General features: G+C 71.6%; 19 protein-coding genes. 9 read left to right on the forward strand and 10 right to left on the reverse strand.

Features of this window, described 5'->3' with window-relative positions:
- Positions 1-102: 102 nt before the first annotated feature.
- Complete coding sequence (locus WIX39_RS02345) at positions 103-1,218, forward strand: DUF2855 family protein (protein WP_106936536.1); 1,116 nt, start codon at positions 103-105, stop codon at positions 1,216-1,218.
- Positions 1,219-1,251: 33 nt separating this feature from the next.
- Complete coding sequence (locus WIX39_RS02350) at positions 1,252-2,286, forward strand: serine/threonine protein kinase (protein ID WP_081267519.1); 1,035 nt, start codon at positions 1,252-1,254, stop codon at positions 2,284-2,286.
- Here WIX39_RS02350 and WIX39_RS02355 read toward each other — a convergent pair.
- Entirely contained in the window at positions 2,277-3,176 is a 900-nt protein-coding gene (locus WIX39_RS02355) for a LysR family transcriptional regulator (RefSeq protein ID WP_106936535.1), read from the reverse strand. The two genes, WIX39_RS02350 and WIX39_RS02355, sit on opposite strands and share 10 nt — an antisense overlap.
- 101 nt (positions 3,177-3,277) lie before the next feature.
- On the opposite strand from WIX39_RS02355, the gene WIX39_RS02360 reads away from it, so the two are divergent.
- From WIX39_RS02360 to WIX39_RS02370, 3 genes are all read left to right on the forward strand, one after another.
- Positions 3,278-4,987, forward strand: coding sequence for an acyl-CoA dehydrogenase family protein (locus tag WIX39_RS02360; protein ID WP_106937634.1), 1,710 nt, complete (start codon positions 3,278-3,280; stop codon positions 4,985-4,987).
- A 38-nt stretch (positions 4,988-5,025) separates the two neighbouring features.
- Complete coding sequence (locus WIX39_RS02365; RefSeq protein ID WP_081267517.1) at positions 5,026-6,003, forward strand: Bug family tripartite tricarboxylate transporter substrate binding protein; 978 nt, start codon at positions 5,026-5,028, stop codon at positions 6,001-6,003.
- Positions 6,004-6,301: 298 nt separating this feature from the next.
- Positions 6,302-7,426, forward strand: a complete 1,125-nt coding sequence (locus tag WIX39_RS02370) for a CaiB/BaiF CoA transferase family protein (RefSeq protein ID WP_106936534.1) — start codon at positions 6,302-6,304, stop codon at positions 7,424-7,426.
- Positions 7,427-7,439: 13 nt separating this feature from the next.
- On the opposite strand, the gene WIX39_RS02375 is transcribed toward WIX39_RS02370, so the two are convergent.
- The gene (locus WIX39_RS02375; protein WP_106937633.1) at positions 7,440-8,780 is read right to left on the reverse strand and encodes a UDP-glucose dehydrogenase family protein; all 1,341 of its coding nucleotides are present in this window, start codon (positions 8,778-8,780) and stop codon (positions 7,440-7,442) included.
- Between the two features lie 96 nt (positions 8,781-8,876).
- Here WIX39_RS02375 and WIX39_RS02380 point away from each other — a divergent pair, with 96 nt between their 5' ends.
- Genes WIX39_RS02380 through WIX39_RS02395 form a run of 4 tightly spaced genes read left to right on the forward strand, consistent with a single transcriptional unit; the run spans position 8,877 to position 12,870 of the window.
- Positions 8,877-9,905 carry a glycosyltransferase gene (locus WIX39_RS02380; protein WP_106936533.1) on the forward strand — a complete coding sequence of 343 codons (1,029 nt, stop codon included), beginning with the start codon at positions 8,877-8,879 and terminating at the stop codon, positions 9,903-9,905.
- A gap of 51 nt (positions 9,906-9,956) precedes the next feature.
- Positions 9,957-10,970 carry a hypothetical protein gene (locus tag WIX39_RS02385; RefSeq protein ID WP_106936532.1) on the forward strand — a complete coding sequence of 338 codons (1,014 nt, stop codon included), beginning with the start codon at positions 9,957-9,959 and terminating at the stop codon, positions 10,968-10,970.
- Complete coding sequence (locus WIX39_RS02390) at positions 10,960-11,736, forward strand: diiron oxygenase (protein WP_106936531.1); 777 nt, start codon at positions 10,960-10,962, stop codon at positions 11,734-11,736. The genes WIX39_RS02385 and WIX39_RS02390 overlap by 11 nt, the downstream gene beginning before the upstream one ends.
- A 3-nt stretch (positions 11,737-11,739) precedes the next feature.
- On the forward strand, positions 11,740-12,870 hold the full coding sequence (locus WIX39_RS02395; protein WP_106936530.1) for a hypothetical protein: 1,131 nt from the start codon (positions 11,740-11,742) through the stop codon (positions 12,868-12,870).
- Here the strand turns inward: WIX39_RS02395 and WIX39_RS02400 are convergent.
- From WIX39_RS02400 to WIX39_RS02435, 8 genes are all read right to left on the reverse strand, one after another.
- Positions 12,860-14,539 carry a hypothetical protein gene (locus WIX39_RS02400; RefSeq protein ID WP_106936529.1) on the reverse strand — a complete coding sequence of 560 codons (1,680 nt, stop codon included), beginning with the start codon at positions 14,537-14,539 and terminating at the stop codon, positions 12,860-12,862. The genes WIX39_RS02395 and WIX39_RS02400 overlap by 11 nt on opposite strands.
- A gap of 142 nt (positions 14,540-14,681) precedes the next feature.
- Positions 14,682-15,671, reverse strand: coding sequence for a Bug family tripartite tricarboxylate transporter substrate binding protein (locus WIX39_RS02405; protein ID WP_106937632.1), 990 nt, complete (start codon positions 15,669-15,671; stop codon positions 14,682-14,684).
- Positions 15,672-15,714: 43 nt separating this feature from the next.
- Positions 15,715-16,929: a VWA domain-containing protein gene (locus tag WIX39_RS02410; RefSeq protein ID WP_106936528.1), complete on the reverse strand. Its 1,215-nt coding sequence runs from the start codon at positions 16,927-16,929 to the stop codon at positions 15,715-15,717.
- A complete protein-coding gene (locus tag WIX39_RS02415; protein WP_106936527.1) occupies positions 16,926-19,271 on the reverse strand; it encodes a DUF5682 family protein in 2,346 nt (781 codons plus the stop codon). The genes WIX39_RS02410 and WIX39_RS02415 overlap by 4 nt, the downstream gene beginning before the upstream one ends.
- A 36-nt stretch (positions 19,272-19,307) precedes the next feature.
- Positions 19,308-21,626, reverse strand: a complete 2,319-nt coding sequence (locus WIX39_RS02420) for a tetratricopeptide repeat protein (protein ID WP_409194434.1) — start codon at positions 21,624-21,626, stop codon at positions 19,308-19,310.
- Positions 21,627-21,652: 26 nt separating this feature from the next.
- Positions 21,653-23,515 (reverse strand): ATP-binding protein, encoded by a 1,863-nt coding sequence (locus WIX39_RS02425; RefSeq protein ID WP_409194435.1) that lies wholly within the window; start codon positions 23,513-23,515, stop codon positions 21,653-21,655.
- An 8-nt stretch (positions 23,516-23,523) separates the two neighbouring features.
- Positions 23,524-24,603, reverse strand: coding sequence for an ATP-binding protein (locus WIX39_RS02430; RefSeq protein ID WP_081267506.1), 1,080 nt, complete (start codon positions 24,601-24,603; stop codon positions 23,524-23,526).
- The gene (locus WIX39_RS02435) at positions 24,600-26,141 is read right to left on the reverse strand and encodes a DUF5691 domain-containing protein (RefSeq protein WP_409194436.1); all 1,542 of its coding nucleotides are present in this window, start codon (positions 26,139-26,141) and stop codon (positions 24,600-24,602) included. The genes WIX39_RS02430 and WIX39_RS02435 overlap by 4 nt, the downstream gene beginning before the upstream one ends.
- Positions 26,142-26,151: the final 10 nt, after the last annotated feature.

A 26,151-nucleotide genomic window follows, 5' to 3' on the forward strand; every position in this document is an offset into this window, starting at 1 on the left:
CACGGCATGTCTCGCGCGCGACGCCAAAACGCTGCGCGCGATGGCGCCTTTCATGGCGCTTGGCTAAGGTCGCGGGCACGATCCACTGCCGGAGCTTCGCCCATGAGCACCACCAGCCTTCTCATCCGCAAAGACCAGCTCGCGACCACGCGGCTGCACACCGCCACCGACGCGCCGCTGGCCGACGGCCAGGTGCGCGTGCGCATCGACAGCTTTGCGCTCACGTCGAACAACATCACCTATGCCGCCTTCGGCGACGCGATGAGCTACTGGCAGTTCTACCCGACCGGCGAAGAAGGCTGGGGCAGCATTCCCGTGTGGGGCTTCGCGAGCGTGGTGCAGTCGCTGCACCCGGGCGTGGCGGTGGGCGAGCGGCTCTACGGCTACTGGCCGATGGCCACCGGCGCGGTGCTGAGCCCCGGGCGGCTGTCGCCCGAGCGCTTCACCGACACGGCGGCGCACCGCGCCGAGCTGCCCGCCGTCTACAACCAGTATTTCCGCTGCGCGCGCGACCCGCTCTACACCGCGGATTCGGAAGACACGCAGTCGCTGCTGCGCCCGCTGTTCATCACCTCGTGGCTGATCGACGACTTCATGGGCGACAACGATTTCTTCGGCGCAAGGACCATGCTGCTGTCCAGCGCATCGAGCAAGACGGCCTACGGCACCGCGTTCCAGCTGCACCGGCGCGAAGGCATCGAGGTGATCGGCCTGACTTCGCCGGCCAACGTGGCCTTCTGCGAAAGCCTGGGCTGCTACGACCGCGTCGTGACCTACGAGGCGCTCGACACCATCGCGGCCGACACGCCTTGCGTGTACATCGACTTCGCGGGCAACGGCGCGCTGCGCAACGCCATCCACGGCCGGTTCACCCAACTGAAGTACAGCAGCTCCATCGGCGGCACGCACGTCGAGCAGCTCGCCGCCAAGGGCGCCGGCAAGGACCTGGCCGGCCCGCGCGCCACGCTGTTCTTCGCGCCCGCGCAGATCAAGAAGCGCACCGCCGAATGGGGCGCGGAAGAGTTCGGGCGCCGCATGGTGGCCGCCTGGCGCGACTTCATCGCCACCGCGACCGATGCGAACAAGCCCTGGCTGCGCGCCGAGCGCCACCACGGCGGCGAGGCGGTGCAGGCCGCCTACGCGCAAGTGCTGGCCGGCAAGGGCGACCCGCGCGCGGGCCATGTCCTTTCTCTTTACAAACAACCCGGCGACGCCTGACCCCTGGAGCGCGCGTGTGGCGACAATGGCCGCATGACTCCTTCTTCCGCGGCGCCCGCGAACACACATCCTTACGAGAGCCTCACGCCCGACGTGGTGCTCGACGCGCTCGCGACGCTCGGCCTGCACGGCGACGGCCGGCTCACCGGCCTGAATTCCTATGAGAACCGGGTCTACCAGGTCTACCTGGAAGACCGCTCCGCGGTCGTCGTCAAGTTCTACCGTCCCGGGCGCTGGAGCGAGGCCGAGATCCTCGAAGAGCACGGCTTCTCGCTCGAACTGGCCGCCGGCGAAGTGCCCGCCGTGCCGCCCCTGGCCTTCGACGGCAAGACCCTGCACCACCACGCCGGCTTCGCTTTCAGCGTGAGCCCGTACCGCGGAGGGCGCGCGCCCGAGCTCGACGACTTCGAGGTGCTCGAATGGGTCGGCCGCTTCCTCGCGCGCATCCACACCGTGGGCAGCGCGAAGCCCTTCGAGGCCCGCCCCGCGCTCGACCTGCAGACCTTCGGCCTGGACTCGCGCGACTGGCTGCTGGAGAACGACAAGATCCCGCTGGACGTGCAGCGCGACTGGGAAAAGGCCTGCAACGACGCGCTGGACATGGTCCGCGCCACCGCGCTGGCGCTGCAGCCGCCGGCCTCCGACTTCAAGCCGCGCAAGCTGCGCCTGCACGGCGACGTGCACCCCGGCAACATTCTGTGGACGCCTACCGACCGCCCCGGCGGCGGCCCGCACTTCGTCGACCTCGACGACGCGCGCACCGGCTTCGCCGTGCAGGACCTGTGGATGCTGCTGTCGGGCGACCGCGCCCAGCGCACCGCGCAGCTGTCGGGCCTGCTCGACGGCTACGAGCAGTTCCGCGAATTCGACCGGCGCGAGCTGGCGCTGATCGAGCCCCTGCGCACCCTGCGGCTCATCCACTACAGCGCATGGCTGGCGCGGCGCTGGGAAGACCCGATCTTCCCGATCAACTTCCCGTGGTTCGGCTCCAGCGACTACTGGAAGGGGCAGATCCTGGTGCTGGAAGACCAGTGCGAGCAAATGGCCGAGGAGCCCCTCTACGCCTGACTCTGGTCGGCGGCAATGCTGTCCGCCACGCCCTGCAGCAGGCGCTCGACCAGCACGTTGGCCGGTCCGTTGCGCCAGATGCCATAGGCCTCCGACTGCGCCACCGCGCGGTCGAGCGGCCTGAACACAGCGCCGCGCAAGGCTGAATTGCGCATCGCCTGCGGCACCAGCGCCACGCCCAGCCCCTGCGACACCAGCGAGACCACGGCCAGCCAGTGGCGCACTTCATGCCGCACCTCGGGCAGGAAGCCGGCGTCGGCGCAGATCGACAGGATGCGCTCGTGATAGTCGGGCGAGGCCTCGCGCGAGAACAGCACGAACGGCTGCGCGCGCAGGTCGGCCGGCGCCAGCACCCGCTTGCGCGCGAGCGCATGCTCCGCCGGCAGGCAGGCCACGAAGGGCTCCGACAGCAGCAGCCGGTGCTGCAGTTCGAGCGGCACGCGCCGCGTGTGGGCAAAGCCCAGGTCGAGCCGGTCGTTCAGCAGCTCGGTGATCTGCACGCCGGAATTGAGTTCGCTCAGGGTGATGCGCACCGCCGGGTGCTTCGCCTGGAAAGCCCGCAGCGCCTGCGGCAGTCCCCGGTACAGCATCGCGCCGACGAAGCCGATGCGCAGCCGCCCCGCCGAACCCAGCGCCACGTCGCGCGCCTCCGCGGCCGCCTCTTCCGCCTGCAGCAGCACGCGCCGCGCCGACACGCGCAGCGCCTCGCCGGCCGGCGTGAGCCGCACCTCCTTGCTGTTGCGCTCGAAGAGCCGCGCGCCCACCGTGTCCTCGAGCTGGCGGATCGCCACCGACAGCGGCGGCTGCGAGATCGACAGGCGCCGCGCCGCCCGGCCGAAGTGCAGTTCTTCGGCGAGCACGGAGAAGTAGCGCAGGTGCCGCAGTTCCATGGATAGTCAGATCGAATCGAACAAGACCAAATCGATATTAGACACGGATCGTCGCGGCTCCAACAATGCGCCAGACCAAAGGACCCATGGAGACAAAGCGCATGTCCGCAGAGCAAGCCCATCCGATTCCCGACCGGCACGGCCAGAACCTGTTCACCACCGACGCCGAGCTGCACGCGCTGCTCGCGCTCTACCTGCCCGAAGACCTGCGCCGGCACATGCAGCCGCACTTCGAGCGCCTGGGCGGCCTCGCGGGCGGCCTGCTCGACGAACTGGCCGGCACCGCCGACCGCAACCCGCCCGTGCTGAAGCAGCGCACCCGCACCGGGCTGGACGACCAGAAGATCCTCAAGCACCCCGCTTACGTCGAGATGGAACGCCTGGCGCTCGCCGAGTTCGGCCTGGCCGCCATCTCGCACCGCGACGAGACGCTGGGCTGGCAGGGCAGGATGCCGCCGCTCGTCAAATACGTGCTGACCTACCTGTTCGTGCAGGCCGAGTTCGGCCTGTGCTGCCCGGTGTCGATGACCGATTCGCTCACGCGCACGCTCAAGAAATTCGGCCACCCTGAGCTGGTCGCCAAATTTCTGCCGCGCCTGACCTCGCTCGACTTCGACGAACTCGCGCAGGGCGCGATGTTCATGACCGAGCAGGCCGCCGGCTCCGACATCGCCGCCACCGCCACGCTGGCCCACTATCAGGAAGCCGACGGCAGCTGGCGCCTGAGCGGCGACAAGTGGTTCTGCTCCAACCCCGACGCCGATTTCGCGATGGTGCTGGCGCGCGCCGACGACGAATCGGGCGGCCAGCCCGGCATGAAGGGCGTGTCGCTGTTCCTGCTGCCGCGCCGGCTGGACGACGGCAGCCTCAACCACTACCGCATCATCCGGCTGAAGGACAAGCTGGGCACGCGCTCGATGGCCAGCGGCGAGATCCGCCTCGAAGGCGCGGTCGCGTACCTCGTGGGCGAGGCCGGCCGCGGCTTCGTGCAGATGGCCGACATGGTCAACAACTCGCGCCTGTCGAACGGCGTGCGCGCCGCCGGCCTGATGCGCCGTGCGGTGGCCGAGGCCGAGTTCATCGCTTCCGAGCGCCGCGCCTTCGGCCGCACGCTCGATCAGATGCCGCTGATGCAGCGCCAGCTCGACAAGCTGCGCCTGCCGGCCGAGCAGGCCCGCACGATGGTGTGCCAGACCGCTCTGGCGCTCGCCCGCTCCGACGCCGGCGAGCGCGACGCCTATGCGCTGCTGCGCATCCTCACGCCGCTCATCAAGTTCCGCGCCTGCCGCGATGCGCGCAAGGTGACGGGCGATGCAATGGAAGTGCGCGGCGGCTGCGGCTACATCGAGGAATGGAGCGATGCGCGCCTGGTGCGCGACGCGCACCTGGGCTCGATCTGGGAAGGCACGAGCAACATCGTGGCGCTCGACGTGATCCGCGCGGTCAAGCGCGAAGGCTCGCTGCCCGTGCTGCGCGCGCACTGCCGCAAGCTGCTCGACGACGCGGCGCTGGCCCCGGCTTTCGCCAAGGCCCTGCGCGACGCGCTGGACCGCGCCGCCGCGCTGACCGAGACCGCCGCGCGCGAAGGCGGCGACGTGCTCGCGCGCCAGGCGGCATCGGCGCTCTACCACTGCACCAGCGCCATCGCGATGGCCTGGGAGGCCGCGCACGGCGGCTCCGCGCCGCGCCTGCGCTGGGCGCAGCTGGTGCTGCTGCACCGCGTGCTGCCGCGCGACCCGCTCTCGCCCGATGCGATGCCCGCCGACTGGAACGGCGCACCCGCCGCACGCACCGCGCAGGCCATCGCCTGAACCTGCTTTCCCCAACACACAAAAACGGAGACATCCCTTTGAAACGCTTCATCTTCCTGCTGACCGCATGCGCCACGCTCGTGGCCGCCGTGCCCGCCGCGCATGCGGCCGACGCCTTTCCCGCCAAGCCCTTGACGCTGGTCGTGCCCTTCCCGCCCGGCGGCCCGACCGACGCGATGGCGCGCACGCTCGCCGCCGAGATGAAGGACCGCCTCGGCCAGCCGATGATCGTGGAGAACCGCGCGGGCGCGGGCGGCAACATCGGCGCCGAATACGTGGCGCGCGCCGAGGCCGACGGCCACACGCTGATGTTCGGCACCTCGGGCCCGCTGGCCATCAACAAGAGCCTGTACCGCAAGATCAACTACGACCCGGTGAAGAGCTTCGCGCCGGTGATCCAGGTCGGCTACCTGCCCAACATCCTGGTGGTGAACCCCGCCCTGCCGGTGAAGACCGTGCCGGAGCTCGTGGCCTACGCCAAGGCCAACCCCGGCAAGCTGAGCTATGCGTCGTCGGGGAACGGTGCGTCGTCGCACCTGGCGGGCGTGCTCTTCAACTCGGTGGCGGGTACCGACCTGCAGCACATTCCGTACAAGGGCACGGGGCCGGCGCTCAATGATTTGCTGGGCAACCAGGTGAGCATGACGTTCACCGACATCCTCACCGCGCTGCCTTATGTGAAGGCGGGCAAGCTGCGCGCGCTGGGCGTTGCCACGTCGGCGCGCTCGCAGGCGCTGCCCGACGTGCCGACGATCGCGGAGCAGGGCTACAAGGGTTATGACGTGAGCGTGTTCTTCGGCATCGTCGCGCCGGCCGGCACGCCGGCGGACCGCGTGGCCAAGCTGAATCATGCGTTTGCCGAGGTGCTCAACTCACCCAAGGTGAAGCAGATGTTCTCTGCCCAAGGCCTGGAAGCATCGGCCGACACATCGCCACAGAAGCTGGGGCAGTTCATCGCCGCGGAGTCGGTCAAGTGGAAGGACGTGGTTCAGAAGTCCGGGGCGCAGCTGGACTGATTCAGCCGCTTCGTTCGTGGCGTGTGCACAGGCCATCGGGTACTCCCCTCCGCGAATGTCCCCCGGGGCTGCGCCCCTCCTCCTTTATTTCGCTGCGGGGAGCACCCGACGCCCTGTGCACGATGGACGCCGCGCTCGTGCGGGCCGATCAACCAGTGCTCTGAACGCTCACGACGGCGGGGTGCCTTGCGCAGCGAAATAAAGGAGGAGGCCGAAGGCCGGGGGACATTCGCGGAGCAAGGTACCCCGTCGGCGTGAGCGTGCCCCGAAAGAAAGAAAGAACAAACGAAAGACAGAAATGACACAACCCCAAGGCGCCCTCGCAGGCATCCGGGTGCTGGACATCTCCCGCATCCTCGGCGGTCCCTACTGCGGACAGATCCTCGGTGACCACGGTGCCGATGTGCTCAAGGTCGAGCCGCCACAAGGCGACGACACCCGCACCTGGGGCCCGCCGTTCAAGGAAGGCGTGGCCTCGTACTACCACGGCCTCAACCGCAACAAGCGCGTGCAGCACCTCGACTTCTCGACAGAAGAAGGCCGCGAATCGCTGCTCGCCCTGGTCGCAGAGGCCGATGTGCTCATCGAGAACTTCAAGACCGGCACCATGGAACGCTGGGGCATCGGCTACGAGACCCTGTCGCAACGCTTCCCGCGCCTCGTGTGGTGCCGCGTCTCCGGCTTCGGCGCCGATGGTCCGCTCGGCGCGCTGCCCGGCTACGACGCCGCCGTGCAGGCCATGACCGGCATCATGAGCATCAACGGCGAAGCCGATGGCGGCCCGCTGCGCGTCGGTCTGCCCGTGGTCGACATGGTGACCGGCCTCAACGCGGTCATCGGCGTGCTGCTCGCGCTGCAGGAACGCAACCGCAGCGGACGCGGCCAGTTCGTGGAAGCGGCGCTGTACGACAGCGGCCTGTCGCTGCTGCATCCGCATGCGGCCAACTGGTTCATGGACGGCACCGCGCCGCGCCGCACCGGCAACGCGCATCCCAACATCTACCCCTACGACGCACTCGCCACCGGCACCGACCCCGTGTTCATCGCCGTGGGCAACGACCGCCAGTTCGCCAGCCTGTGCCGCTGCATCGGCCTGCCCGGGCTTGCCGAAGATCCGCTCTACCGCTCCGCCGGTGCGCGCTCGGTGAACCGCGGCGAGCTCAAGCAGCGGCTCGAGGCGGCCATGGCCGCTTTCGACGGCCGCCAACTCGTCGAGCAGCTCATGGCCGCCGGCGTGCCCGCCGCGCCGGTCCTGCCGGTCGACGCCGCGCTGCAGCACCCGCACACGCTGCACCGCGAGATGGTGGTCGAGATGCCCGGCGGCTACCGCGGCATCGGCGCGCCGGTGAAGCTGAGCCGCACGCCGGCCAGCTACCGGCATGCGCCGCTCACGCCGGGCGACGCCTTCCTGCCGCAGGACTGACCGGGCGACCGCCTCAGCGCGGCACCGCGCGCCCGCGCCCGATGCCGTAGTACGCGATGCCCGCGGCCTCCACTTGCGCCGCGTCATAGACATTGCGGCCGTCGAAGATCGCCGGCATGCGCAGTTCTCGCGCGATCTGCGCAAGGCCGGCCTCGCGGAACACCGGCCACTCGGTCACCAGCGCCAGCACGTCGGCGCCGTGCAGCGCCTCTTGCGCGGTGGCGCACCAGAGCAGGCCGTCGCGCTCGCCGACGATGGCGCGCGCATTCGCCATCGCGGCCGGGTCGTGCACCTGCACGCGCGCGCCGGCCGCCAGCAGCCGCTCAAGCAGCACCAGGCTGGGCGCGTCGCGCATGTCGTCGGTGTCGGGCTTGAAGGCCAGGCCCCACACGGCGACGGTCTTGCCCGCGATGCGGCCTTCGAAGTGGTGGGTCATCAGGTCGAACAACCGGCCCTTCTGCTCGTGGTTCGCGGCCTCGACCGCCGAGAGAATGCGCAACGCATGGCCGTCGCGCTCGGCCATGCGGGTCAGCGCGCGCACGTCCTTGGCAAGGCAGGAGCCGCCGTAGCCCGCGCCCGCCTGCAGGAAGTCGGGCCCGATGCGGTGGTCGGCGCCAATGCCGCGCCGCACCATCTCGATGTCGGCGCCCGCGTGCCCGGCCACGCGCGCCATCTCGTTCATGAAGCTGATGCGGGTGGCGAGCATCGCGTTGGCTGCGTACTTGGTGAGCTCGGCCGAGCGGCGGTCCATCACCAGCAGCGGCCTTTCGGGTTCGCTCACGAACGGCGCGTAGAGCCGGGCCAGCAGGTCGATGGCCCACGGGTCCCGCGTGCCGATCACCACGCGGTCGGGCCGGCGGCAGTCGCGCACCGCCGCGCCTTCGCGCAGGAACTCGGGGTTGGCGGCCACCGCGACGCGCAGCGAGGCGCCACGCCGCGAAAGCTCGCCGCTCAGCACGGCCTCGATCTGGTCGGCCGTGCCCACCGGCGCGGTCGACTTGCACACCACCAGCGCCTCGCGCTCGCGGTGCCGCCCGATGCCCGCCGCCACCGCCATCACTTGCCGCAGGTCGACGCGCCCTTGCGCATCCGCCGGCGTGTTGACCACGATGAAGAGCACGTCGCCGTGCCCGCAGGCGGCCTGCGCGTCGGCGGTGAAGCGCAGCGTGCCGGCGGCCAGGCCCTCGGCCACCAGGGGCTCCAGGTCCGGTTCGTGCAAGGGCATCAGGCCACGCTGCAGGCCTTCGATGCGCGGCAGGTCGGCGTCGGTGCAGAGCACCTCGTGCCCGGCCTCGGCCAGGCAGGCCGCGAAGCTCAGGCCCACGTAGCCGGCGCCGAAGATGCCGACCTTCATGGCCGGCCCGGCGGCGCGCTGCACTGGTGGCTGGCGCGGTTGTGCGATAAAAGCAGGGTGCAAGCCTTCAAAACAATGTCCGGACAGGAAAATTCGATGATGCCCGATCAAGTTGCCGCGCGTTGCGCGCTGGTCCTGGAGACCAACAACCTGCGCGGCGGAGCGGATGCCGAGGCTAGGGCCGGCGCCAGCCTGCAGCGCCTGGTGGCACTGCTCGCGAAACAGAAGCTGCCGCTCACGGCGCTCGCGCAGGTGGTCATCACGCACGACGGGCTGAGCCCCGCCACCTGCGATGCAGTGAGCGCGCTCGCGGGCCGCCCGGTCGACTTCGTGCGCATCGACGCGGCCACCGGGTACTACGACGCCAAGAACGCCGGCTTCGCGGCCACCGATGCGCAGCGCTGCACGCACGTGGTGTTCGCCGATGCCGACTGCCTGCCCGACGACGACTGGCTGCTGCAGATGCTGCTGCCGTTCACGCAAGGCGCCGATGCGCCCGCCGTGGTGGCCGGGCGCACCAGCTACGCGGCCAACGTGGTCGGCACCGCGCTGACGACCATCGACTTCATGTACTTCCCCAACGCCGGCCATGCCGGCGCCACGAGCAACTTCTACGCGAACAACGTGGCCTTCCGCCGCGAGGTGTTCGAGCGGCACAGCTACCAGGCGCTCGACGGCGTGTACCGCGCGCACTGCCAGGTGCTGGGCATGCGGCTGAAGGCGGCGGGCGTGCCCATTCGCTACGCGGCCACGGCCCACACCGAACACCGCCTGCCCGACACGCGCCTGGAGGCGCTCAAGCTGCGCTGGATGCGCGGGCAGGACACTTACTCGCTCACGCCGCACCTGCTGCGCAGCTACGTGTCGCCGCGCTGGCAGTGGCTGGCCAAGAGCGGCCCCATCGGCCCGCTGTGCGTGCTGTTCACGCGGCTGGGCTTCAGCGTGAAGGCGCTGAACCATCAAGACCTGCCGCCGCTGCGCGGCCTGCGCTGGCTCGCGGGCGTGGCGCTGATCCTGGGTTTCTCGGCCGTCGACATGCTGGGCGCGTTCGCGCGCGGCATCGGCTGGCACACCACGGGCCGCACCAACGCGGACGCGCAGGCGCTCTCCTATCACCGGCCCTGAATCGCCTGCCCTGAGCGGCACTCGACACAAGAACAACAAACGACAAAGACCATGCACATCCGCTCTTCGTTTCCGGCGCGCCGCGCCGCGCTCGGCCTCGCGCTCGCAGGCGCCTTCACGCTGGCCAGCGCTGCCGACTTCGCCGGCCGCGGCGTCTTCAACTTCAAGTCCGATGCCGGCTGCCCCTTCGCGGCGCTGGCCGGCGCGGGCAACGACTGCAACCGCCTCGCCCTCGACGACCCCGAAACGCGCGCTGCGCTCGACGGCGCCGCGCACACCATCCGCTTCACCAACACCCGCAGCTACGCCGAGAAGACCATCGTCGGCGACGTGCTGCTGCAGGGCTCGGGCCAGGCGCGCGGCGGCCAGCGCGTGCCGCTGACCTTCCACGCGCTGCTGAGCCGCTCGGGCACCGACTGGTCGGTGAGCAGCCACGCGCACTCGCCTATCGGCGGGGAGTTCAACGACATCCGCATCGACCCGTACCAGGTCGTGGTGAACGAGGCGAACACCGACCGCGTGGTGCTCACGGCCGACCAGGTCATCGAAGCGCTGGCCAGGCCCTCGCTCACGGCGCGCCTGGCCAATGTGCTGGTGCAGGTGGACGACAACCGCACCGATGGCGCAAGAGACGCCGACATCACCATCGGCCTGGGGCTGGGCAAGGCGTCGAAGTCGGTGGCGCGCGCGCGCTTCCACGCGCCGGCCGCCAAGGGCCGCGAACTGGCCGAAGCGATGCGACAAGGCAACTGGACGCTGGAGCTGCAGGCGCTCAGCGGCAAGATCCCGCGCCAGGTGGTGCAGCGCGACCTGTTCCTGTACGGGCTCGAGTCGCAGTCGCTGTTGCAGCCGCTGCTGCAGCGCGGCTTCCGCAAGAACGAGAAGCTGGTGCTCGGCGCGGCCGGCGGCAAGGGCTTCGTGCGCTACGACGGACAGCAGCGCGAGTTCGCGGGCGCCGACGCGGCCGCGCGCGCGTTCCTGCAGGACAGCTTCATCGGGCTCGTGCTGGGCTGGCAGCAGCAGCAACAGCCGCAGCCCGTGCAGGCCAAGGCCGATGCCCGCTGACCAGACACCAGACGCGGCAGCCGGCTTCGACTGCCTCGCCCCGCCGCGGCTTAGCGGCTGGCCCGCGCTGCAGGCGCGCATCGTGCACCACGTCAAGCGCGCCGCGCTGCGGCAGCTGCATGCGAGCAATGCGGGCGAGATGCTGCTGCTGCGCTTCTACCTGGTGGGCGAGGAATCGTCCGAGCAGGCGCTGCAGCGTGAGCTGCGCATCGACCCGCCCGACTGGCTCGCGCGCCAGCTCGACCAGCACCTGGCCGACGAGCAGTTGCACGCGCGCCTTTTCGCGGAAGCCATCAACCTGCGCGGCGGCACCGCCCAGGCCGCCGCCTCGCCCGAGGAAGCACCCCGGCCCGACTGGTTCAGCCGCCGCAAGCTGGCGCGCTGGCAGCAGCTGATCCGCCGGCATGCGCCGCACTTCGCGCACGGCGGGCTGGTGCCTGCCTATGCCATCGGCCTGAGCGCGGAGCAGATGGCCTCGCGCATATTGCAGCGCCACTGCGCGCTGATCGGCCAGCAGCATCCGCTGCATCCGCTGCTGTCGCGCGTGCTGGCCGACGAAGACCGCCACATCCGCCTGTGCAGCCACACGCTGCAGCGCTGCGTGGCGCCGCACGAGCAGGCCCGGCTCGCACAGCTGATGCGCGAGGTGCGAGACACCGAACGCGGCTTCGGCATCACCGGCGCGGCCGGGATGTGGCTGGCGGGCGTGGCCCTGCGGCTGCGCCCTGGCGCCACGCGGCCGCTGCGGCACCGGCATCACGCCTGAGCGATGCCGCCGCGCATCCTCTACCTCGCGACCGCGGACGCGCGCGGCCACCTGATGCGCGCGCAGCTGCTGACGCACGCGCTGCGCGACGCCGGCGCGCGGGTGCAGGTGCTCACCACCTCGGACGAAGGCGCGCGCTTCCTGGCCGGCTTCGGCATCGACGCGCCCGTGCTTTCGCGCCACTACGCGGTGCAGTTCGACAAGGAGCAGAACATGCTGCGCCGCGAGACCGACCGCAACGTGGCGCACTACATGTTCCGCCCCACGCGCATGCTGCGCGACGTGCTGCGGCTGAGCCGCCGCTTCCGCGACGCGGACCTGGTGGTGAACGACTCCTTCCACCCCGCGCTGCTGCTGATGGGCTGGCTGCCGTTCTGGCGCCGCAAGGTCGTGCACGTGTACGGCGCGAGCCTGCGGCATGCGCTGCAGACCAACTTCGAGGGCCGCATGCCGGGCGCCGTGGCGCGGCTGTTCGGCGGCATCGTGGCGTGGCAGATCGACCGCAGCCTCGCGCGCATCGCGCATGACTTCGCGCACGGCGAGCCGGCCCACGACGGGCGCGGCGGCTGGCGGCTGCCGACGCCGGTCGCGGTGGTGGATGCGGTGGCCCATGCACAGGAGGCCGCGCCGCGCGCCGCCGCTGTCTACCTGAACCCCCACTTCGAGGAACCGGCCCTGGCCGAAGGCCTGGAGCAGGGCCTGGCCGACGCGGGCCTGCCGGCGCACCTGGTGGGCGAAGGCTATGCGCGGCGTCCCCGCTGGCATGCGCGCGACGAGCACTGGATCGAGGCCGCAGCGCGCAGCGCCTTCATCGTCTCCGCGCCGGGCATGGCGGCGCTGTCGATCGCGGCGGTGTACCGCAAGCCGATCCTGCTGCTGCTGACCGACCAGCCCGAACAGGCGATCAACGCCGGGCGCGCCGCGCAGCTCGGGCTCGAGCACCGGGTGGTGGTGTGGCGCGGCGACGCGGCGAAGTTCGCGCGGGCCGTGGCAACCGCGGCGGGCGAACTGCTCGCCATGAATGCCGGCAACACCACGGACGGCGTCGAAGGCAGGCAGGCCGCCATCGACCGCCGCCAGCAATGGGTCACGCTGCTGCTGCGCCTTGCGGGCGGCGCGCCGGCTAGCCCATGACCCCGCGCGCCGAATCGACCACCGCGCGGAACACGCGGGCCGCCGCGCGCAGCGGATGCATCTCGGCCCATCGCATCGACGTGGCCTTCGGCGGCGCCGAGACCACGCCCCGGCCCATGCGCAGCGACACCTGCAGCCGCTTGATCGTGAAAGACGGCCGCGCCAGCGCACGGCGCGGCAGGGAGCGCCCGGTGTCCGCCACCACGAACTGCAGCACCAGGCACTTGCGCGCCGCCGCGGCCTCGATGTCGAACACGAGGCTGCGGCGCCGCGCCCCCGTGACGCGCCGGGCCGGCAGCACCACGCCGTCGAACATGGCGTGCACGCTCGTGGCCTTGGCATTGCTGCGGTAGTCCACCCGCACCTCGATGCGGTGCGGGCTCTGGTGCGAAACCGCAAGCGATTGCGAAGGCGCCAGCGCGGGCAGCGGTATGACCAGGCTGGCCAGTTCGCCCTCGCTGCGCGCGCCCTCCCCGTCGAAGCCGGCCCAGCCGTGGCTGAGCCAGCCGGCCGCGGGGCTGCCGGGATGGAACATGTAGGGCCGGTCCAGGCGCAGCTCGGCCACGTCGCGCAGGCCCTGGCTCTTGTCGTCGAAGCCCCAGCGCAGCGCGAATGCCTGCTCGATGGCGGCGGCCGGCCACGCCGATGCGCTGGCGGCGGCATTGGCTGACAAAGGCGAGATGTCGCCGCAGGCCTCGGCCATGAAGTCCATCGCGCCGAGCCCGGCGCCGATCGGCATCCAGCCCGAGCATGCCGCCGGCAGCTGCGAGCGCGCATTGCGGTCCGCATGGATCAGCGCGTGCGCGGGCTTGCGGAAATAGCGCGCCTCGGCCAGCACGCTGGACGACAGCGCCGACGCGAAGTGCACGTTGTTCGCCGACAGCAGCGCATACGTGTTCTCCTGCGTCCACGCGACGTTGGGAATGGCCCGTGCGATGGGCGCGAGGTCGTGCAGCGCGGGCTCGTACGGGTGCGGCTTGATGACCAGCAGGTCGACCCCGCGCGCCAGTTCGCGCAGCGGCGCGATCACGCTGGCCGGATGCATGGTGCGCCCGCCGCCCACCAGCGACAGGTCAACCAGGCTCTGGCCGAAGAACAGCCCCACGCGCAGGCGCGGGTCGAACAGCGAAGCGGCGCCGCGCCTGGCGAAGTAGCCCTTGAGCACGCTCGCGTGGTTCCAGAACAGCTCCTCGTCCACCCGGCGCGCGCGCAGCGCGGCCTCGATGGCGGGGTCGTTGGTGCGGGCGCAGAAGTGCAGGTGCTCGGTGAAGCGGCGCGGGTCGATCTCGATGTCGAGGTAGCTGGCGCCGCCGCGGTCGATGCAGTGCTGCAGCGCTGGCGTCAGCCCCCAGCCGATCACCAGGCAGCCGGGGTCGAACGCCGGCATGCCGTCGCGCCCCGCCAGCGGCGCCAGGTCGGCGATGCAGGCGCGGGCCCAGCCGGCCGGGGTGCAGGGCAGGTCGAGCCGGGCCATGAGGCGCGCGACGTCGATGCGCCCGCCGTCGGACAGCGGCGCGACCTCCTGCACCGGCAGGCCCAGGCGGCCGAGAGCGGTGTCGAAGAAAGCACGCAGGAATCGCCGGTTCGCGACGTGGTAGGTCAGGCCGTTGGCCGCGGAGCGAAAAAAATCGTCCGCAAAGACGACGTGGTGGAACCGGCGAGTTTTCATTGTTTTTCCGGGCAGGCCGGCCTGCCCGTGCACACCGCCCCGCCAACCCTTTCTGGCGATGCGCCAATCTAGGCAGCGACTCTTAGCCGGGGATGAGAACTTCGCGGCCTGCGCGCAAAGTTGCCGTAAAGGCGCGGGCCGCTCAGTCGAGCACCAGGTTGAGGTCGCGGATGAGCGGGTGCCAGCGCGCCGCTTCGGCCTGCAGCAGCGAAGCGAACTTGCCGGGCCCGTCGCCTGCGGCCTCGATGCCGAGCTCGGCGAACCGGGCCAGCACCGCCGGGTTGTGGATGGCGCTGGCCACCGCCTGCTGCAGCCGCGCCACCAGCTCGCCGGGCGTGTTCACGGGCACCACGAGCCCCATGAGCGTGGCGGCCTCGACGCGCGGCATGCCGAGCTCGGCGAAGGTCGGCACCGCCGGCAGTTGCGCCAGCCGGCGCGGATGGGCCACCGCCAGCGCGCGCAGCCTGCCGCTCTGGATGAAGCGGCGGGCCGCCGCCAGGTCGCACATCATGGCCGGCAGCTGGCCGCCGGCCACGTCGGCCAGCGCGGGCGCCGCGCTGCGATACGGCACGTGCACCATCTTCAGCCCGGCCTCGCGCTCGAGCAGTTCCATGGCCAGGTGCTGCGGGCTGCCGGTGCCGGCGGAAGCGAAGCTGACCTTGCCGGGAAAGGCGCGCGCGTCGGCGATGAACGCGCGCGCGTCTTTCTCGCCGGTGGCCGGGCCGACCAGCAGCACCATCGGCAGCCGGCCCATCAGCGTGACCGGCGCGAAGTCGCGCACGGGGTTGTAGCTGAGGTTGCGGTAGATCGCGGGGTTGAACACCAGCATGCCGTTGTCGGCCGACAGCAGCGTGTAGCCGTCGGCCGGCGCGCGCGCCGCCTCGATGGCGCCGAGCGCGGTGTTGCCTCCGGCACGGTTCTCTATGGTCACCGGCTGCCCGGTGTCGATGGCGAGTTGGGCGCCCACGGTGCGCGCGACGATGTCGGCGCCGGCACCGGCCGGGTACGGCACGATCCAGCGGAAGGGCCTGGCGGGATAGAGCGGCTGCGCCGTCGCGGCGCGGGGCAGCGTGCCGGCCGCGAGGGCGGCCGTGGACAGGAGCTGCAGCAGAAGCGGTCGGCGGCGGATCATGGGCGGCATGGGCGGGCGTCTCCGCCTCCATGTTAGGGCCTGTTCATCCAGCCCTGCTGGTCCTCAGGCCTTGTGCAGCGGCCCAGCCCGCCACGTCCTCGCGCTTGATGGCGGCGGCCATGAGGCCCGGGAACGCGTCGGGCGTGCATGCGAACGAGGGCACGCCCAGCGCGGCCAGCTTGGCGGCCAGGTCGCGGTCGTAGGCCGGCGCGCCCTCGTCGCTGAGCGCCAGCAGCGCGATGAACTGCACGCCGGCCTCGACCAGCTCGTTGGCGCGGTGCAGCAGCTTTTCTTCCACGCCGCCTTCGTACAGGTCGGAGATCAGCACCAGGATGGTGTTGCGCGGCTCGCGTATGAGGCCCTGGCAGTAGCCCACGGCGCCGTTGATGTCGGTGCCGCCGCCCAGCTGCACGCCGAACAGCAGGTCGACCGGGTCCTGCAGCTGCTCGGTCATGTCGACCACGCTGGTGTCGAACACCACCAGCCTGGTCGCCACCGCCGGCAGGCTGGCCATGACGGCGCCGAAGATGCTCGAATAGACCACCGACGCGGCCATGGAGCCGCTCTGGTCGATGCACAGGATCACCTCGCGCTGCGGCTGCCGCGCCTTGCGGCCGTAGCCGACCAGCGACTGCGGCACTACCGTGCGGTACTCGGGCTGCCAGTGGCGCAGGTTGGCGCGGATGGTGCGGTTCCAGTCGATCTCCGAATGGCGCGGGCGGCGGTTGCGCTGGCTGCGGTTGAGCGCACCGCTCACGGCGCTGCGCATCGGCTCCTCGAGCTTCTTCATGAGCTCTTCGACCACCTTGCGCACCACGGCGCGCGCGGTGTCCTTGGTGCCCGCGGGAATCACGCTGGCCAGCGCCACGAGGCTGGCCACCAGGTGCACGTCGGGCTGGGCGTTCTCGAGCATCTCGGGCTGCAGCAGCATCTGGCGCAGGTTGAGCCGCTCCATCGCGTCGCGCTGCATCACCTGCACCACCTGGCTTGGAAAGTACTTGCGGATGTCGCCGAGCCAGCGCGCCACGCTGGGCGCCGAATCGCCCCGGCCGCCGCGCTGGCCGCCCTGGCCCAGGCCGCGCCGGCCGTCGGCCTCGTAGAGCGCGGCGAGCGCCATGTCGATCTCGCGGACCCGGCCTTCCACGGCGCCGCAGCTGGGCGTGGCCTCGCTGCCGAGCACCAGGCGCCAGCGCTGCAGGCGGTCGGTGGAGGGCGGCGTCTCGTCCGCGGACGCGGCAACGGTGTCGTCGGTGTTCATGCCTTCACTCCCAGCAGTTCCCGCAGCAGCGGCAGCGCGAGCACCGCGCGAGATTCGTCCCACTCGGCGGCGGCTGTGGCGACCACCGCCGTGCCGCCTTTTCCACCCGTCGCGCCCCGCTTCGCGCGCTCGCCCAGCGCGCGCCGGTCGGCGCCCGAGAAGTCGGCGAAGCTGCGGCGCACCAGCGGCAGCACCTGCAGGAAGTGTTCTTCGCCGAGCGCCGACAGCCAGCCGTCGACCAGCGGCCACACGGCCTCGTCGTGCAGCAGCACCATCGCGTTGCGGTTGAGAAAACCTTCGAGCCACGCTGCCGCCTCGGTCGGCGGAGCGCCGGCCGAGAGATTGCGCGCGAGCTGCTGCGAGGCACCTTCGCTGTCGATCTGCGCATCGTCGAGCAGCAACCGGCAGGCCACGCCGCGCAGCAGCGGCGCCGCGCTCTCGCCGAAGGCGATGGCGCGCAGCGCACCGCGCCATGCGGCGGTGGTTTCCTCGCCGTCGCGCAGGCGCACCGCGTCGTGTGCGGCGATGAGGCTGGTGCGCAGCGATTCGGCCGCTTCGGCGTCGAGCGCGCCGCAGGCAATGGGCAGGCCGATGGCGCCGCGCACGATGAGGCTGTCGAGCACGTGCGACAGCAGCGCGCTGTCGGTCTGGCGCACGCTGCCGTAGCGGAACACGTTGGCCAGCGGCGGCACCGCGCCGATGAGCTGCACCGCGTCGCCGGTGAGCGCGGCGCGGTCTTCGAGCGCGCGGGTCACGGCCTGCACCGCCGCTGGCAGGTCGGCCAGCAGCACGGTGTCGACCTGCCCGGCCAGCGCGGTGAGCGAGCTTTCGCCGGCCAGCTGCTCCATCACGCGCGAGGTGGCGGCGTGCGCCAGGGTCGCGCCGAAGCGGCTGGCCTCGATGATGCGCAGCGCGAATTCGGGCTGCCACTGCAGCTGCCACACCTCGTGGAAGGTGCCGCGGCTGGAACGCTGGCCGACGGTGGGCGCGCCCCAGGGCAGGTCGAGCAGGCGCAGCCGGTGCAGCAGGTGGCTGCGCGCGAGGTCGTTGGGCTGGCGCAGGTCGAGGTCGAGCGTGCGCGCGGTGGCTTCCGGCTTCAGGCGCAGGCTTTTTTGCTGCTGCTCGATGTCGCGCTGCAGCGGCACGGTCGGCACTTCTGCCGGCACCTGGCCCATGCGGTCGCCGACGGTCAGGCGCTCGCGGATCAGCGTGAGCGGCGCCTGCTCGCCCATGCAGATCACGCTGCGCACGGCCTCGTCGAGTTCGGGCAGGCCGGGCGCGGGGCGTTCGCGCAGGGCGGCGAGGGTGTCGGCCAGGCGCGTGGCCTCGATCAGGTGGGCGGAAGAGCAGTCGAGGTCGTGCTCGCGCAGCAGCCGCGCCACGCGCGCGAGCCAGCCGGTGCTGCGGCCCGCCACCTGCTGGCCCTGCTGCCACAGGTGCTCGTACCAGCCCGGCGAATCGATGCCCGCGCCGTAGCCGCTGGCGCTGGTGAGGTGGCGATAGGTCCACGGCACCCAGGTGGCCAGCACCTTGAGCCTGGGCAGGCCCTTGAGCAGCGCGGCGTCGGCCTTGGCGGTGGCCGCGCCCTGAAGGGCCGGCACATGCCAGGCGCCGCAGACCACGGCGATGCGCTGGTGGCCGGCCTTGACGGCTTCGCGTATCGATTGCCGCATGAAGGCCTCGCGCAGCTGCTCGCGCTTCGCGGCGCGCGGGCCGCGGCGGTCTTCGGGTGTTTCGGCGCGCACGGCCGTCATGGCCTCGGCGATGGCGCCGAACAGGTCTTCGCCGTCGCCGCGCTCCTCGACCATGTGGTTCCACCAGCTCTCGCCGTCGGCATAGCCGGCGGCATGGGCGAGCCAGTCGAAGGGGTCGTCGGGGATCCGCCGCAGCGCCGCTTCCTCGCCGGAGGCCGGTGCTTCGTCGTGTTCGTCATCGCCCGGCGGCTCGCCGGCTTCGGCCCCGGGGGCTTCCTGTGCCTTCGCGGCCTCGGCTTCGTCGGCGGCGCGCGCGGCCTGCTCGATCGCCATGCGGTGCGACTGCGGCAGGTCGATGAAGCGCACCGGCAGGTTGCGCGACACGCCCCATTGCAGCGCCTGCCATTCGGGCGAGAACTCGGCGAAGGGGTAGAAGGCGGCGAGCCCCGTGTCCTCGCCCGCGTGGATCAGCATCGCGACCGGCGGGCGCAGGTCGGCGTGCGCCATGAAGGACAGCAGGCCTTCCGCGTCGGGCGGGCCTTCGACCAGGATGCAGTCGGGCTGCAGCGACTCGAAGGCGCGCAGCAGGCTGCGCGCGCAGCCGGGCCCGTGGTGGCGGATGCCGAAGTAGTGCAGCGGAGAGCCCATCTGTTCAGTGCGTCGAAAAAGTGGAGTTGCAGGGGCTCAGAGACCGTAGCGCGCTTCCATGGCCTCGTGCCATTCGGTCGGCTCGCCGGCCGCGCGGGCCAGCTCGGTCCAGCACAGCTGATGGCCCTTGCACAGCGCAGCCACGCGCGCGGCAATGGCGCGCGGCGGCACGCTGGCGGGCGCGGTCACGGCGAGGTAGAGGCCGGGGAGGTCGTCGTCTTCGTCGTGTTCGTCTTCTTCGTCCGCGTCATCCGCTTCGGCGTCGCTCACGCGATAGTTGTCGTTGCTGTACTGCCAGGTGCTCCAGCCCGCCTCGTGGAGCGCGTCGCGCAGGGCGCTCACGCTTTCCTCGCCGGGGTGCACGCCGTCGATCATGTAGCTCGGGCCGTAGGGGCCCTTCTCCAGCAGGTGCACGGGCGCGGTGAAGACGCGGGTGTAGGTGCGCAGTTCTTCCTCGTCCTCGGGCGGCTGCTCCGCCAGCCTGGGCTCGAACACCACCCAGTCGCCCAGGCGCTGCTCGAGGCCGCGCGGCGAGGGCTGCACGATGCGCGCGGTGGCCGGGCCGGTGCGGCGCGCGAGCACGTCGCGCTCGCGGCCGTTTTCCTCGCAGCGCAGGTAGACCAGGCCCCAGTCTTCCTCGACCTCGGCATCGTCGGGCTGGCCGGCTTCGAGTTCCATCTCGAGCGCGCGGGCCTGCGCGCGCACGTCGGCCCACTGGCGCGCCGCGGTGGCGGCGATTAGCAGCTCCCAGCGGCGGCCAGGCTCGGGCGCATCGTCGGCGGCCAGCACCATGCGGCGCTGGGCCACGGCCGTGTCGAAGTCCTTCAGTTCCATGGCCGCGTCGGCCCACAGCCGGCGCGTGGCCGTGGCCTCGGGGTCGTGCGCCAGCACCTGCTCGACCAGCGGCCCGACCTGCGTGTAGCGCCCTTCGCGGAAGGCGATGCGCGCGCGGTACCAGGCGGCCATGGCCGGCTGCGCGGCCTCGATGCGTCGCGCCTGTTCCTCGATGGCGCCCAGGTCGCCGGCGCTGAAGCACAGGCCGAACCAGTGGTTCTGCAGCGCCACCGATTGCGGCGCCGCCAGCACCATGGCCTGCAGCCGGCTGCGCGCCTCGTCGTGGCAGCCGTAGTTCGACAGCGCGGAGGCCAGCATCATCGCCAGCCCCTCGTCGCCGGGCAGCGCCTGGTGCGCCTGCTCCAGCCACTGGATGACGGTCTCGTTCGACAGGCCCTCGGCCTCGGGCGAACGCAGCCAGTCGGGAAGCGATTCGGGCGCGCTCGGCGCGGGCTTCGGTGCCACGGCGGCGAGCGCCTGCTCGGCACGCCGCACCTTGTCGGCGGCACCGAAGTCCTCGCGCAGCAACGGCACGTGGTGGCGCGCACGCGCCACGGCCTGCGCGGCCAGCCACGGCACCTGCCGCGCGCCGGCCAGCTCGGCCTGGGCCAGCGCAAGGTCGATCAGCAGCCGGTGGCTGCCGACGGTGTGCAGGTGCTCGATGGTGGTCCACAGCGCGTGGCCCAGCGCGGGCGTGTTGAGCTCCGGCAGCGCGCGCGCGGCCGCGACGGCGGCGCGGCACCACGACACATGGTCGGCCACCTCGATGTCGCCGAATTCCGGCAGCAGGTCCCACCCGGCCTGCGGCTGGCCGGCCAGCACGAGCGCGCGGCTGCGCTGCAGCAGGCGGGTCGACTGCTCGCGGCGGTCGTCCTCGTCGGCTTCGTCCTCGGAGTCGTCGAGCAGCTTGAGCGCGGTGTGCGGGTCGCCGGCCGCGAGCCATTGCTCGACCTCGGTGGTGACGAACAGCGTGGTCACTTCCTCGCCGGCGCGGCGCTGAGCGTCGCGCTGACTCTTCAGGTAGAGCACGGCCTCGCGCGGCTGGCCCTGGTCGCCCATGGCATTGGCGCGCTCGATGCTCAGGCAGCCGAAGCAGCCCCAGCTGGGGTCGATGCGCGCCAGCGTCTCGTCGCAGGCCGCGAGGCGCTCGCCGGCCCAGCCGGGGCCGTCGACGTTCGCGTAGGTGGCCACCAGGTCCTGCGTGACGCACACGCTCTGCGGGCAGCCCTGGGTCTTTTCCTGGTGCGCCCGCTCGTAGGCATCGACCACTTCGCCGAGCTGCGACTCGCCGTGGTGGCGCGCCACGCGCGAGGCGCACAGCCAGTGCTTGAAGTACACGTCGAGCCACGGAATGTCGAGTCCGCGCGCGCTGGCGAGCGCCTCGGGCACCAGCGCCTCGACCAGCGCATGGTTGCCCTGGAACTGCTGGTGCGGCACGTCGTGAATCAGGTAGGCCAGGCGCTGCTGGCCTTCTTCCTCGAGCCGGTCCGACAGGTCGTTGACCCAGGCAAAGCTGTCCATCGTGTTGATCCTCTCTCTTTGGTTTTCTAGGAAGCCGAGCGCGGCGCGCAGAGCGCGGCCACGGCCCGGCTGAAATCGGCCAGCAGTTCGACCAGCGGCGGCTGGCCCTTCAGTTCCTCGCCGCCCGGCGCCATGATGGCCTTGAAGCTGCGCAGCAGCGCGACCGCATGCGCGGGCACGGCGCGGCCCTCGCGGTGGCTTTGCAGCAGCGCCTGGATGGCCGGGTTGTCGAGGTTCACGTACAGCCGCGCCGACACGCTCGCGTCGATGCGCTGGGTGAACGCGCGCGCCAGGCTGAGCGCGGCGCCGGCCATGCGCTTCCTGGCCTCGTCGGTCTCCAGCCGCGCCTTCAGCTGCGCCTCGCGGTCGGGCACGGCGATCAGCGGCAGCTCGGGCGACACGAAGCGCGCGGGCACCACCAGCTCGCCCCATGCGAGGTGTTCGCGCAGCCAGGCGAGTTCGCTCTCGGGCAGGTCTTCGCCGCGGAACATGCGGGCGTTGCCGGCGGCGGTGCCGATCTCGATGAGCTGCACGCCGCGATCGCGCACCCACTGGCGCAGGAAGCCGGCCACCGCGTAGCGGTCGCCGCGCGCCACGGGCACCTGCAGCGCGCGGAACAGCACGTCCTCGAAGCCGCCGCTCTGGCCCAGGCTCAGGTGGATGCGGCCTTCGCGCACCAGGCTGCGCACCGGCAGGTCGCCCTGGCTGGTGGGCAGGCGCACGGCGTCGGCCAGCATGGCGAAGAGTTCGTCCTCGCACAGCGCGGCGCCCAGCAGCGCCTCGTTGTGGCGCGTGAGCAGCCGGCTCCAGGCCGGTGCCTGCGACCGCGAAAGATCGGCCAGGCCGCGGATCAGCGCGTCCTGGATGTGAGCGCGCGTGGCCTGGTAGGCGGCGTCGCGCTGCAGGTCTTCGCGGCTGGCGGTGGGCGTGAGCGCGTTCGACTCGATCACGCCGCCGATGAAGCCGGCCCACACCGGCAGCAGGTCGCGCGCCTCGTCGTCGAGCAGCATGCCGCGCACGTAGACGCTCAGGTGGCGGTTGTCGCTGGTGCCGTAGGTGGCGCCGTCCTGCACCCACAGCAGGCCGCGCGCGTCGCTCTCGCCCTCGGGCTCCACGGGAATCACGCAGATGGGCTCGAAGTGCCGCTCCATGCGTGCGGCGAAGGCCATGCGCTGGCGCTGCAGCACCGCGGGGTGCAGCACCACGCCGTCGGCGGCGGCGCGCCAAGGCGGCGGGTCGGCGTTGACGCATTCGTCGTCGAACCACAGCGGCTCGCGCAGCAGCGCGCAATAGCGCCCGAGCACTTTCTTCAGCACGCCGGCCGAGCACAGGTGGTTGAAGTCGCTGCGCATCGCGAGGTGGATCTCGGTGCCCACCGGCCGCGCGTCGATGGCCTGCACCGCGTAGCGCCGGCCGTCCGACGAGCGGTAGCGCCAGCCTTCGCCGGGCGACTGGAACGAGGTGCTGTTCACCACAACCTGCTCGGCCACCACGAAGGCGGAGAGAAAGCCCAGCCCGAACAGGCCGATGAGCTCGTCGCTGCCGTCCTTGTCGGACGCGCGCAGCTGCCGCGTGTAGCCGTTGCCCAGCGTGGCGAGGTAGCGGTGCAGCTCCTGCTCGGTGAGGCCGGAACCGTTGTCGCGGATGACGATGGTCTGCGCGGCCTCGTCGGCCAGCACGTCGATGCGGCCGGCCTCGGTGAAGGACGGGTCTTCGAGCCGGCGGCGCGAGATGGAGTCGTGCGCGTTCTGGATCAGCTCGCGGATCGCCACCACGGGCGTGGAATACAGGTGCTTGGCCAGCACGTCGAACAGGCCGTCCAGGTGCACCTGGGTGGTCTGCAGCGCCGGCGTCTGCGAAGGGAGGTCTGGCTGTGGGGAGTCCGACATCGGCGCGCTCACAGCTGCTCGCGGCAGGCGCGGTACAGGTCCTTCCAGTCGCTGCGCTCCTTCACCACCGTCTCCAGGTACTCCTTCCACACCACCTGGTCCTGCACCGGGTCCTTGATGACCGCGCCGATCAGGCCCGAGGCCACGTCGGCCGAACGCAGCACGCCGTCGCCGAAGTGGCCGGCCAGCGCCATGCCGCTGTTGATGACGGAGATGGCCTCGGCGGTGGAGAGCGTGGAGCTGGGCGACTTGATGCGCGTCTTGCCGTCCTCGGTCTGGCCGTTGCGCAGCTCGCGGAAGATCTGCACCACGCGGCGCACTTCCTGCAGCGCCGGCGGCTCGGCCGGCAGCGCGAGCGCGCGGCCCAGTTCGCCCACGCGCTTGACCACGATCTGCACTTCCTCCGCCTCGCTCGACGGCACCGGCAGCACCACGGTGTTGAAGCGGCGCTTGAGCGCGCTCGACAGCTCGTTCACGCCCTTGTCGCGGTTGTTGGCGGTGGCAATGACCGAGAAACCGCGCACCGCCTGCACCTCGCTGCCGAGTTCGGGAATGGGCAGTGTCTTTTCGGACAGCACGGTGATCAGCGTGTCCTGCACGTCGGCCGGGATGCGGGTGAGTTCCTCGACGCGCGCGATCTTGCCCAGGCGCATGGCGTGCACCAGCGGGCTGGGCACCAGCGCCTTGTCGGACGGGCCGTGGGCCAGCAGCTCGGCGTAGTTCCAGCCGTAGCGCAGCTGCTCTTCGCTGGTGCCGGCGGTGCCCTGGATCAGCATGGTGGAGTCGCCGCTCACGGCGGCGGCCAGGTGCTCGGATACCCACGACTTGGCCGTGCCCGGCACGCCGTACAGCAGCAGCGCGCGGTCGGTGGCGAGCGTGGAGACCGCGATTTCCATCAGTCGCGGATTGCCGATGTACTTGGGGCTGACCTCGAAGCCGCTGGCGAGCTTGCCGCCCATCAGGTAGGTGAGCACCGCCCAGGGCGAGAGCTTCCAGTTGGCCGGACGCTGGCGGTCGTCGACCTTCTGGAGCGCATCGAGTTCTTCGGCGAATTGCTGTTCGGCATGCTGGCGCAGGACATTGCTCATGGACGGCCTTGGGATGGAGAAGAAGAAGTAGATGAAAGGGTGAGGAACAGCCGGCGCGCGCGCACGATGCGCGCGGTCTCGGCCAGTGCGTTGGCGGTGCCGGGTGTTTCGTCGGCGGTGCGCGGCAGGTCGGCCAGCGCAGGCAGCGCCGAGGGATGCAGCAGCGCCGCGGCGCTGGTGAGCACCTGGCGCAGCATGTAGTCGTTGGCGAGGCTGCCGCGCTCCACGCGCAGGCGCAGCGCGGCGGCCAGCCTGGCGGACAGCTCGGCCGACGGCGTTTCGCCGGGCGCGCAGGCCTGGTCGGCGAAGCCCACGACTTCCTGCGCGCCGTTGCCTTCGGCGCCCAGCTCGGCGAGCCAGTGGCGCTCGCGGCGCGCGCGCGGCAGCAGCGCGAGCAGCTGGCCGATCCAGGCGCGCTGGGCGCGCGGACGGTCGAGCATGGCGTCGCACCAGTCGTGGTCGGGGGCGGCGATGACGGCGTCGTTCCAGCCGCGCAGCAGCGCGTCCTTCCAGTCGCCGGCGGCGGCCCAGTCGAGCAAGGCCGCCGGCGTCATGCCGGTGCGCGCGGTCCACCAAGACAGCGGCGCCTGGCGCACGAGCTGGTAGAGCCACCATGCGCGCTCGCCGAGGCCCTCGTGCGTGGGGCGTGCGGGGTCGATGGCGTCGTCCTTCCAGCGCGCGTCGGCGGCTTCGGGAGCGTCGATGCGCCATGTGGCGCCGTCGTGCTTCAGCAGCGGTTCGAGGAAGGCGGCGATGCGCTGCGCATGCGCGCTCTGCGGCAGGCGCTGCAGCAGTTCGACGGCGGCCTGGCGGACGTCGCGGGCGCGGTCCTTGAGCTGGGCGTCGATCAGTGCCTCGTCGTCGGGGCCGAGGTTTTCGGCGAGCGCGCCGAGCAGCGCGGCGCGGTCCTTGGCGGGCAGTTGCTGCAGCTCGGCGGCAAGGCGTTCGCGCGCGCCGGCCGGGTCGGCCTGGCGCTGTTCGCGCAGCACCGCGACGCGTTGGTCGAGGCTGCCTTCGTCCCAGCGTGTCTGCGCGTCGGCCTGTTCGCTGGCGCCGATGGCATAGCGCCAGTCGTCGTTGCGCGCCGCGAGCCAGAGGCCGCGTTCGCCGAGCGCGGGCGCCACGGCGGGCCGCAGGTCGATGGCGCGGCGGCCGGCGTCGAGCGCCAGGGGCAGCAGGCTGTGCGGCAGGCGCAGGCCGGCGGCCGCGAGCGCGGCCAGGCCTTCATGCTGAAGGCGCAGCGGGCCGCTCGACAGGGCATCGGCGATGGCGGCCTGCAGCGCGGCGTCCTTGAGTTCGGGGCGTTCGTCTTCGGCGGCGACGGGCGCGTCGGACGGCGACAGCTTCGGCGCGACGAAGCCCGCGCGCCGCCCGACCGCGACGGCACCCGCCATGCGCAGCAACCGGCCTTGCGCCTCGCCGCCTTGCAGCGCCTGCAGCAGCCCGGCGAATTCGCCCGCCATGCCTTCGGCCGGCGGCACGGGCTGGCGCGAGGTGCCGACCAGCGCGGCCTGCAGCAGTTGGTTCCAGTGGCTCATTCGATGACCT

Origin of the sequence: Variovorax sp. AB1(2024), from assembly GCF_037482385.2 — a bacterium.
Classification (GTDB): Bacteria; Pseudomonadota; Gammaproteobacteria; order Burkholderiales; family Burkholderiaceae_C; genus Variovorax.

Excerpts from the sequence above, each read along its gene's own strand:
- WIX39_RS02345 (WP_106936536.1), top strand. The coding sequence starts at position 103 with ATGAGCACCACCAGCCTTCTCATCCGCAAAGACCAGCTCGCGACCACG.
- WIX39_RS02350 (WP_081267519.1), top strand. The coding sequence starts at position 1,252 with ATGACTCCTTCTTCCGCGGCGCCCGCGAACACACATCCTTACGAGAGC.
- WIX39_RS02355 (WP_106936535.1), bottom strand. The coding sequence starts at position 3,176 with ATGGAACTGCGGCACCTGCGCTACTTCTCCGTGCTCGCCGAAGAACTG.
- WIX39_RS02360 (WP_106937634.1), top strand. The coding sequence starts at position 3,278 with ATGTCCGCAGAGCAAGCCCATCCGATTCCCGACCGGCACGGCCAGAAC.
- WIX39_RS02370 (WP_106936534.1), top strand. The coding sequence starts at position 6,302 with ATGACACAACCCCAAGGCGCCCTCGCAGGCATCCGGGTGCTGGACATC.
- WIX39_RS02375 (WP_106937633.1), bottom strand. The coding sequence starts at position 8,780 with ATGAAGGTCGGCATCTTCGGCGCCGGCTACGTGGGCCTGAGCTTCGCG.
- WIX39_RS02380 (WP_106936533.1), top strand. The coding sequence starts at position 8,877 with ATGATGCCCGATCAAGTTGCCGCGCGTTGCGCGCTGGTCCTGGAGACC.
- WIX39_RS02385 (WP_106936532.1), top strand. The coding sequence starts at position 9,957 with ATGCACATCCGCTCTTCGTTTCCGGCGCGCCGCGCCGCGCTCGGCCTC.
- WIX39_RS02390 (WP_106936531.1), top strand. The coding sequence starts at position 10,960 with ATGCCCGCTGACCAGACACCAGACGCGGCAGCCGGCTTCGACTGCCTC.
- WIX39_RS02395 (WP_106936530.1), top strand. The coding sequence starts at position 11,740 with ATGCCGCCGCGCATCCTCTACCTCGCGACCGCGGACGCGCGCGGCCAC.
- WIX39_RS02400 (WP_106936529.1), bottom strand. The coding sequence starts at position 14,539 with ATGAAAACTCGCCGGTTCCACCACGTCGTCTTTGCGGACGATTTTTTT.
- WIX39_RS02405 (WP_106937632.1), bottom strand. The coding sequence starts at position 15,671 with ATGATCCGCCGCCGACCGCTTCTGCTGCAGCTCCTGTCCACGGCCGCC.
- WIX39_RS02410 (WP_106936528.1), bottom strand. The coding sequence starts at position 16,929 with ATGAACACCGACGACACCGTTGCCGCGTCCGCGGACGAGACGCCGCCC.
- WIX39_RS02415 (WP_106936527.1), bottom strand. The coding sequence starts at position 19,271 with ATGGGCTCTCCGCTGCACTACTTCGGCATCCGCCACCACGGGCCCGGC.
- WIX39_RS02420 (WP_409194434.1), bottom strand. The coding sequence starts at position 21,626 with ATGGACAGCTTTGCCTGGGTCAACGACCTGTCGGACCGGCTCGAGGAA.
- WIX39_RS02425 (WP_409194435.1), bottom strand. The coding sequence starts at position 23,515 with ATGTCGGACTCCCCACAGCCAGACCTCCCTTCGCAGACGCCGGCGCTG.
- WIX39_RS02430 (WP_081267506.1), bottom strand. The coding sequence starts at position 24,603 with ATGAGCAATGTCCTGCGCCAGCATGCCGAACAGCAATTCGCCGAAGAA.
- WIX39_RS02435 (WP_409194436.1), bottom strand. The coding sequence starts at position 26,141 with ATGAGCCACTGGAACCAACTGCTGCAGGCCGCGCTGGTCGGCACCTCG.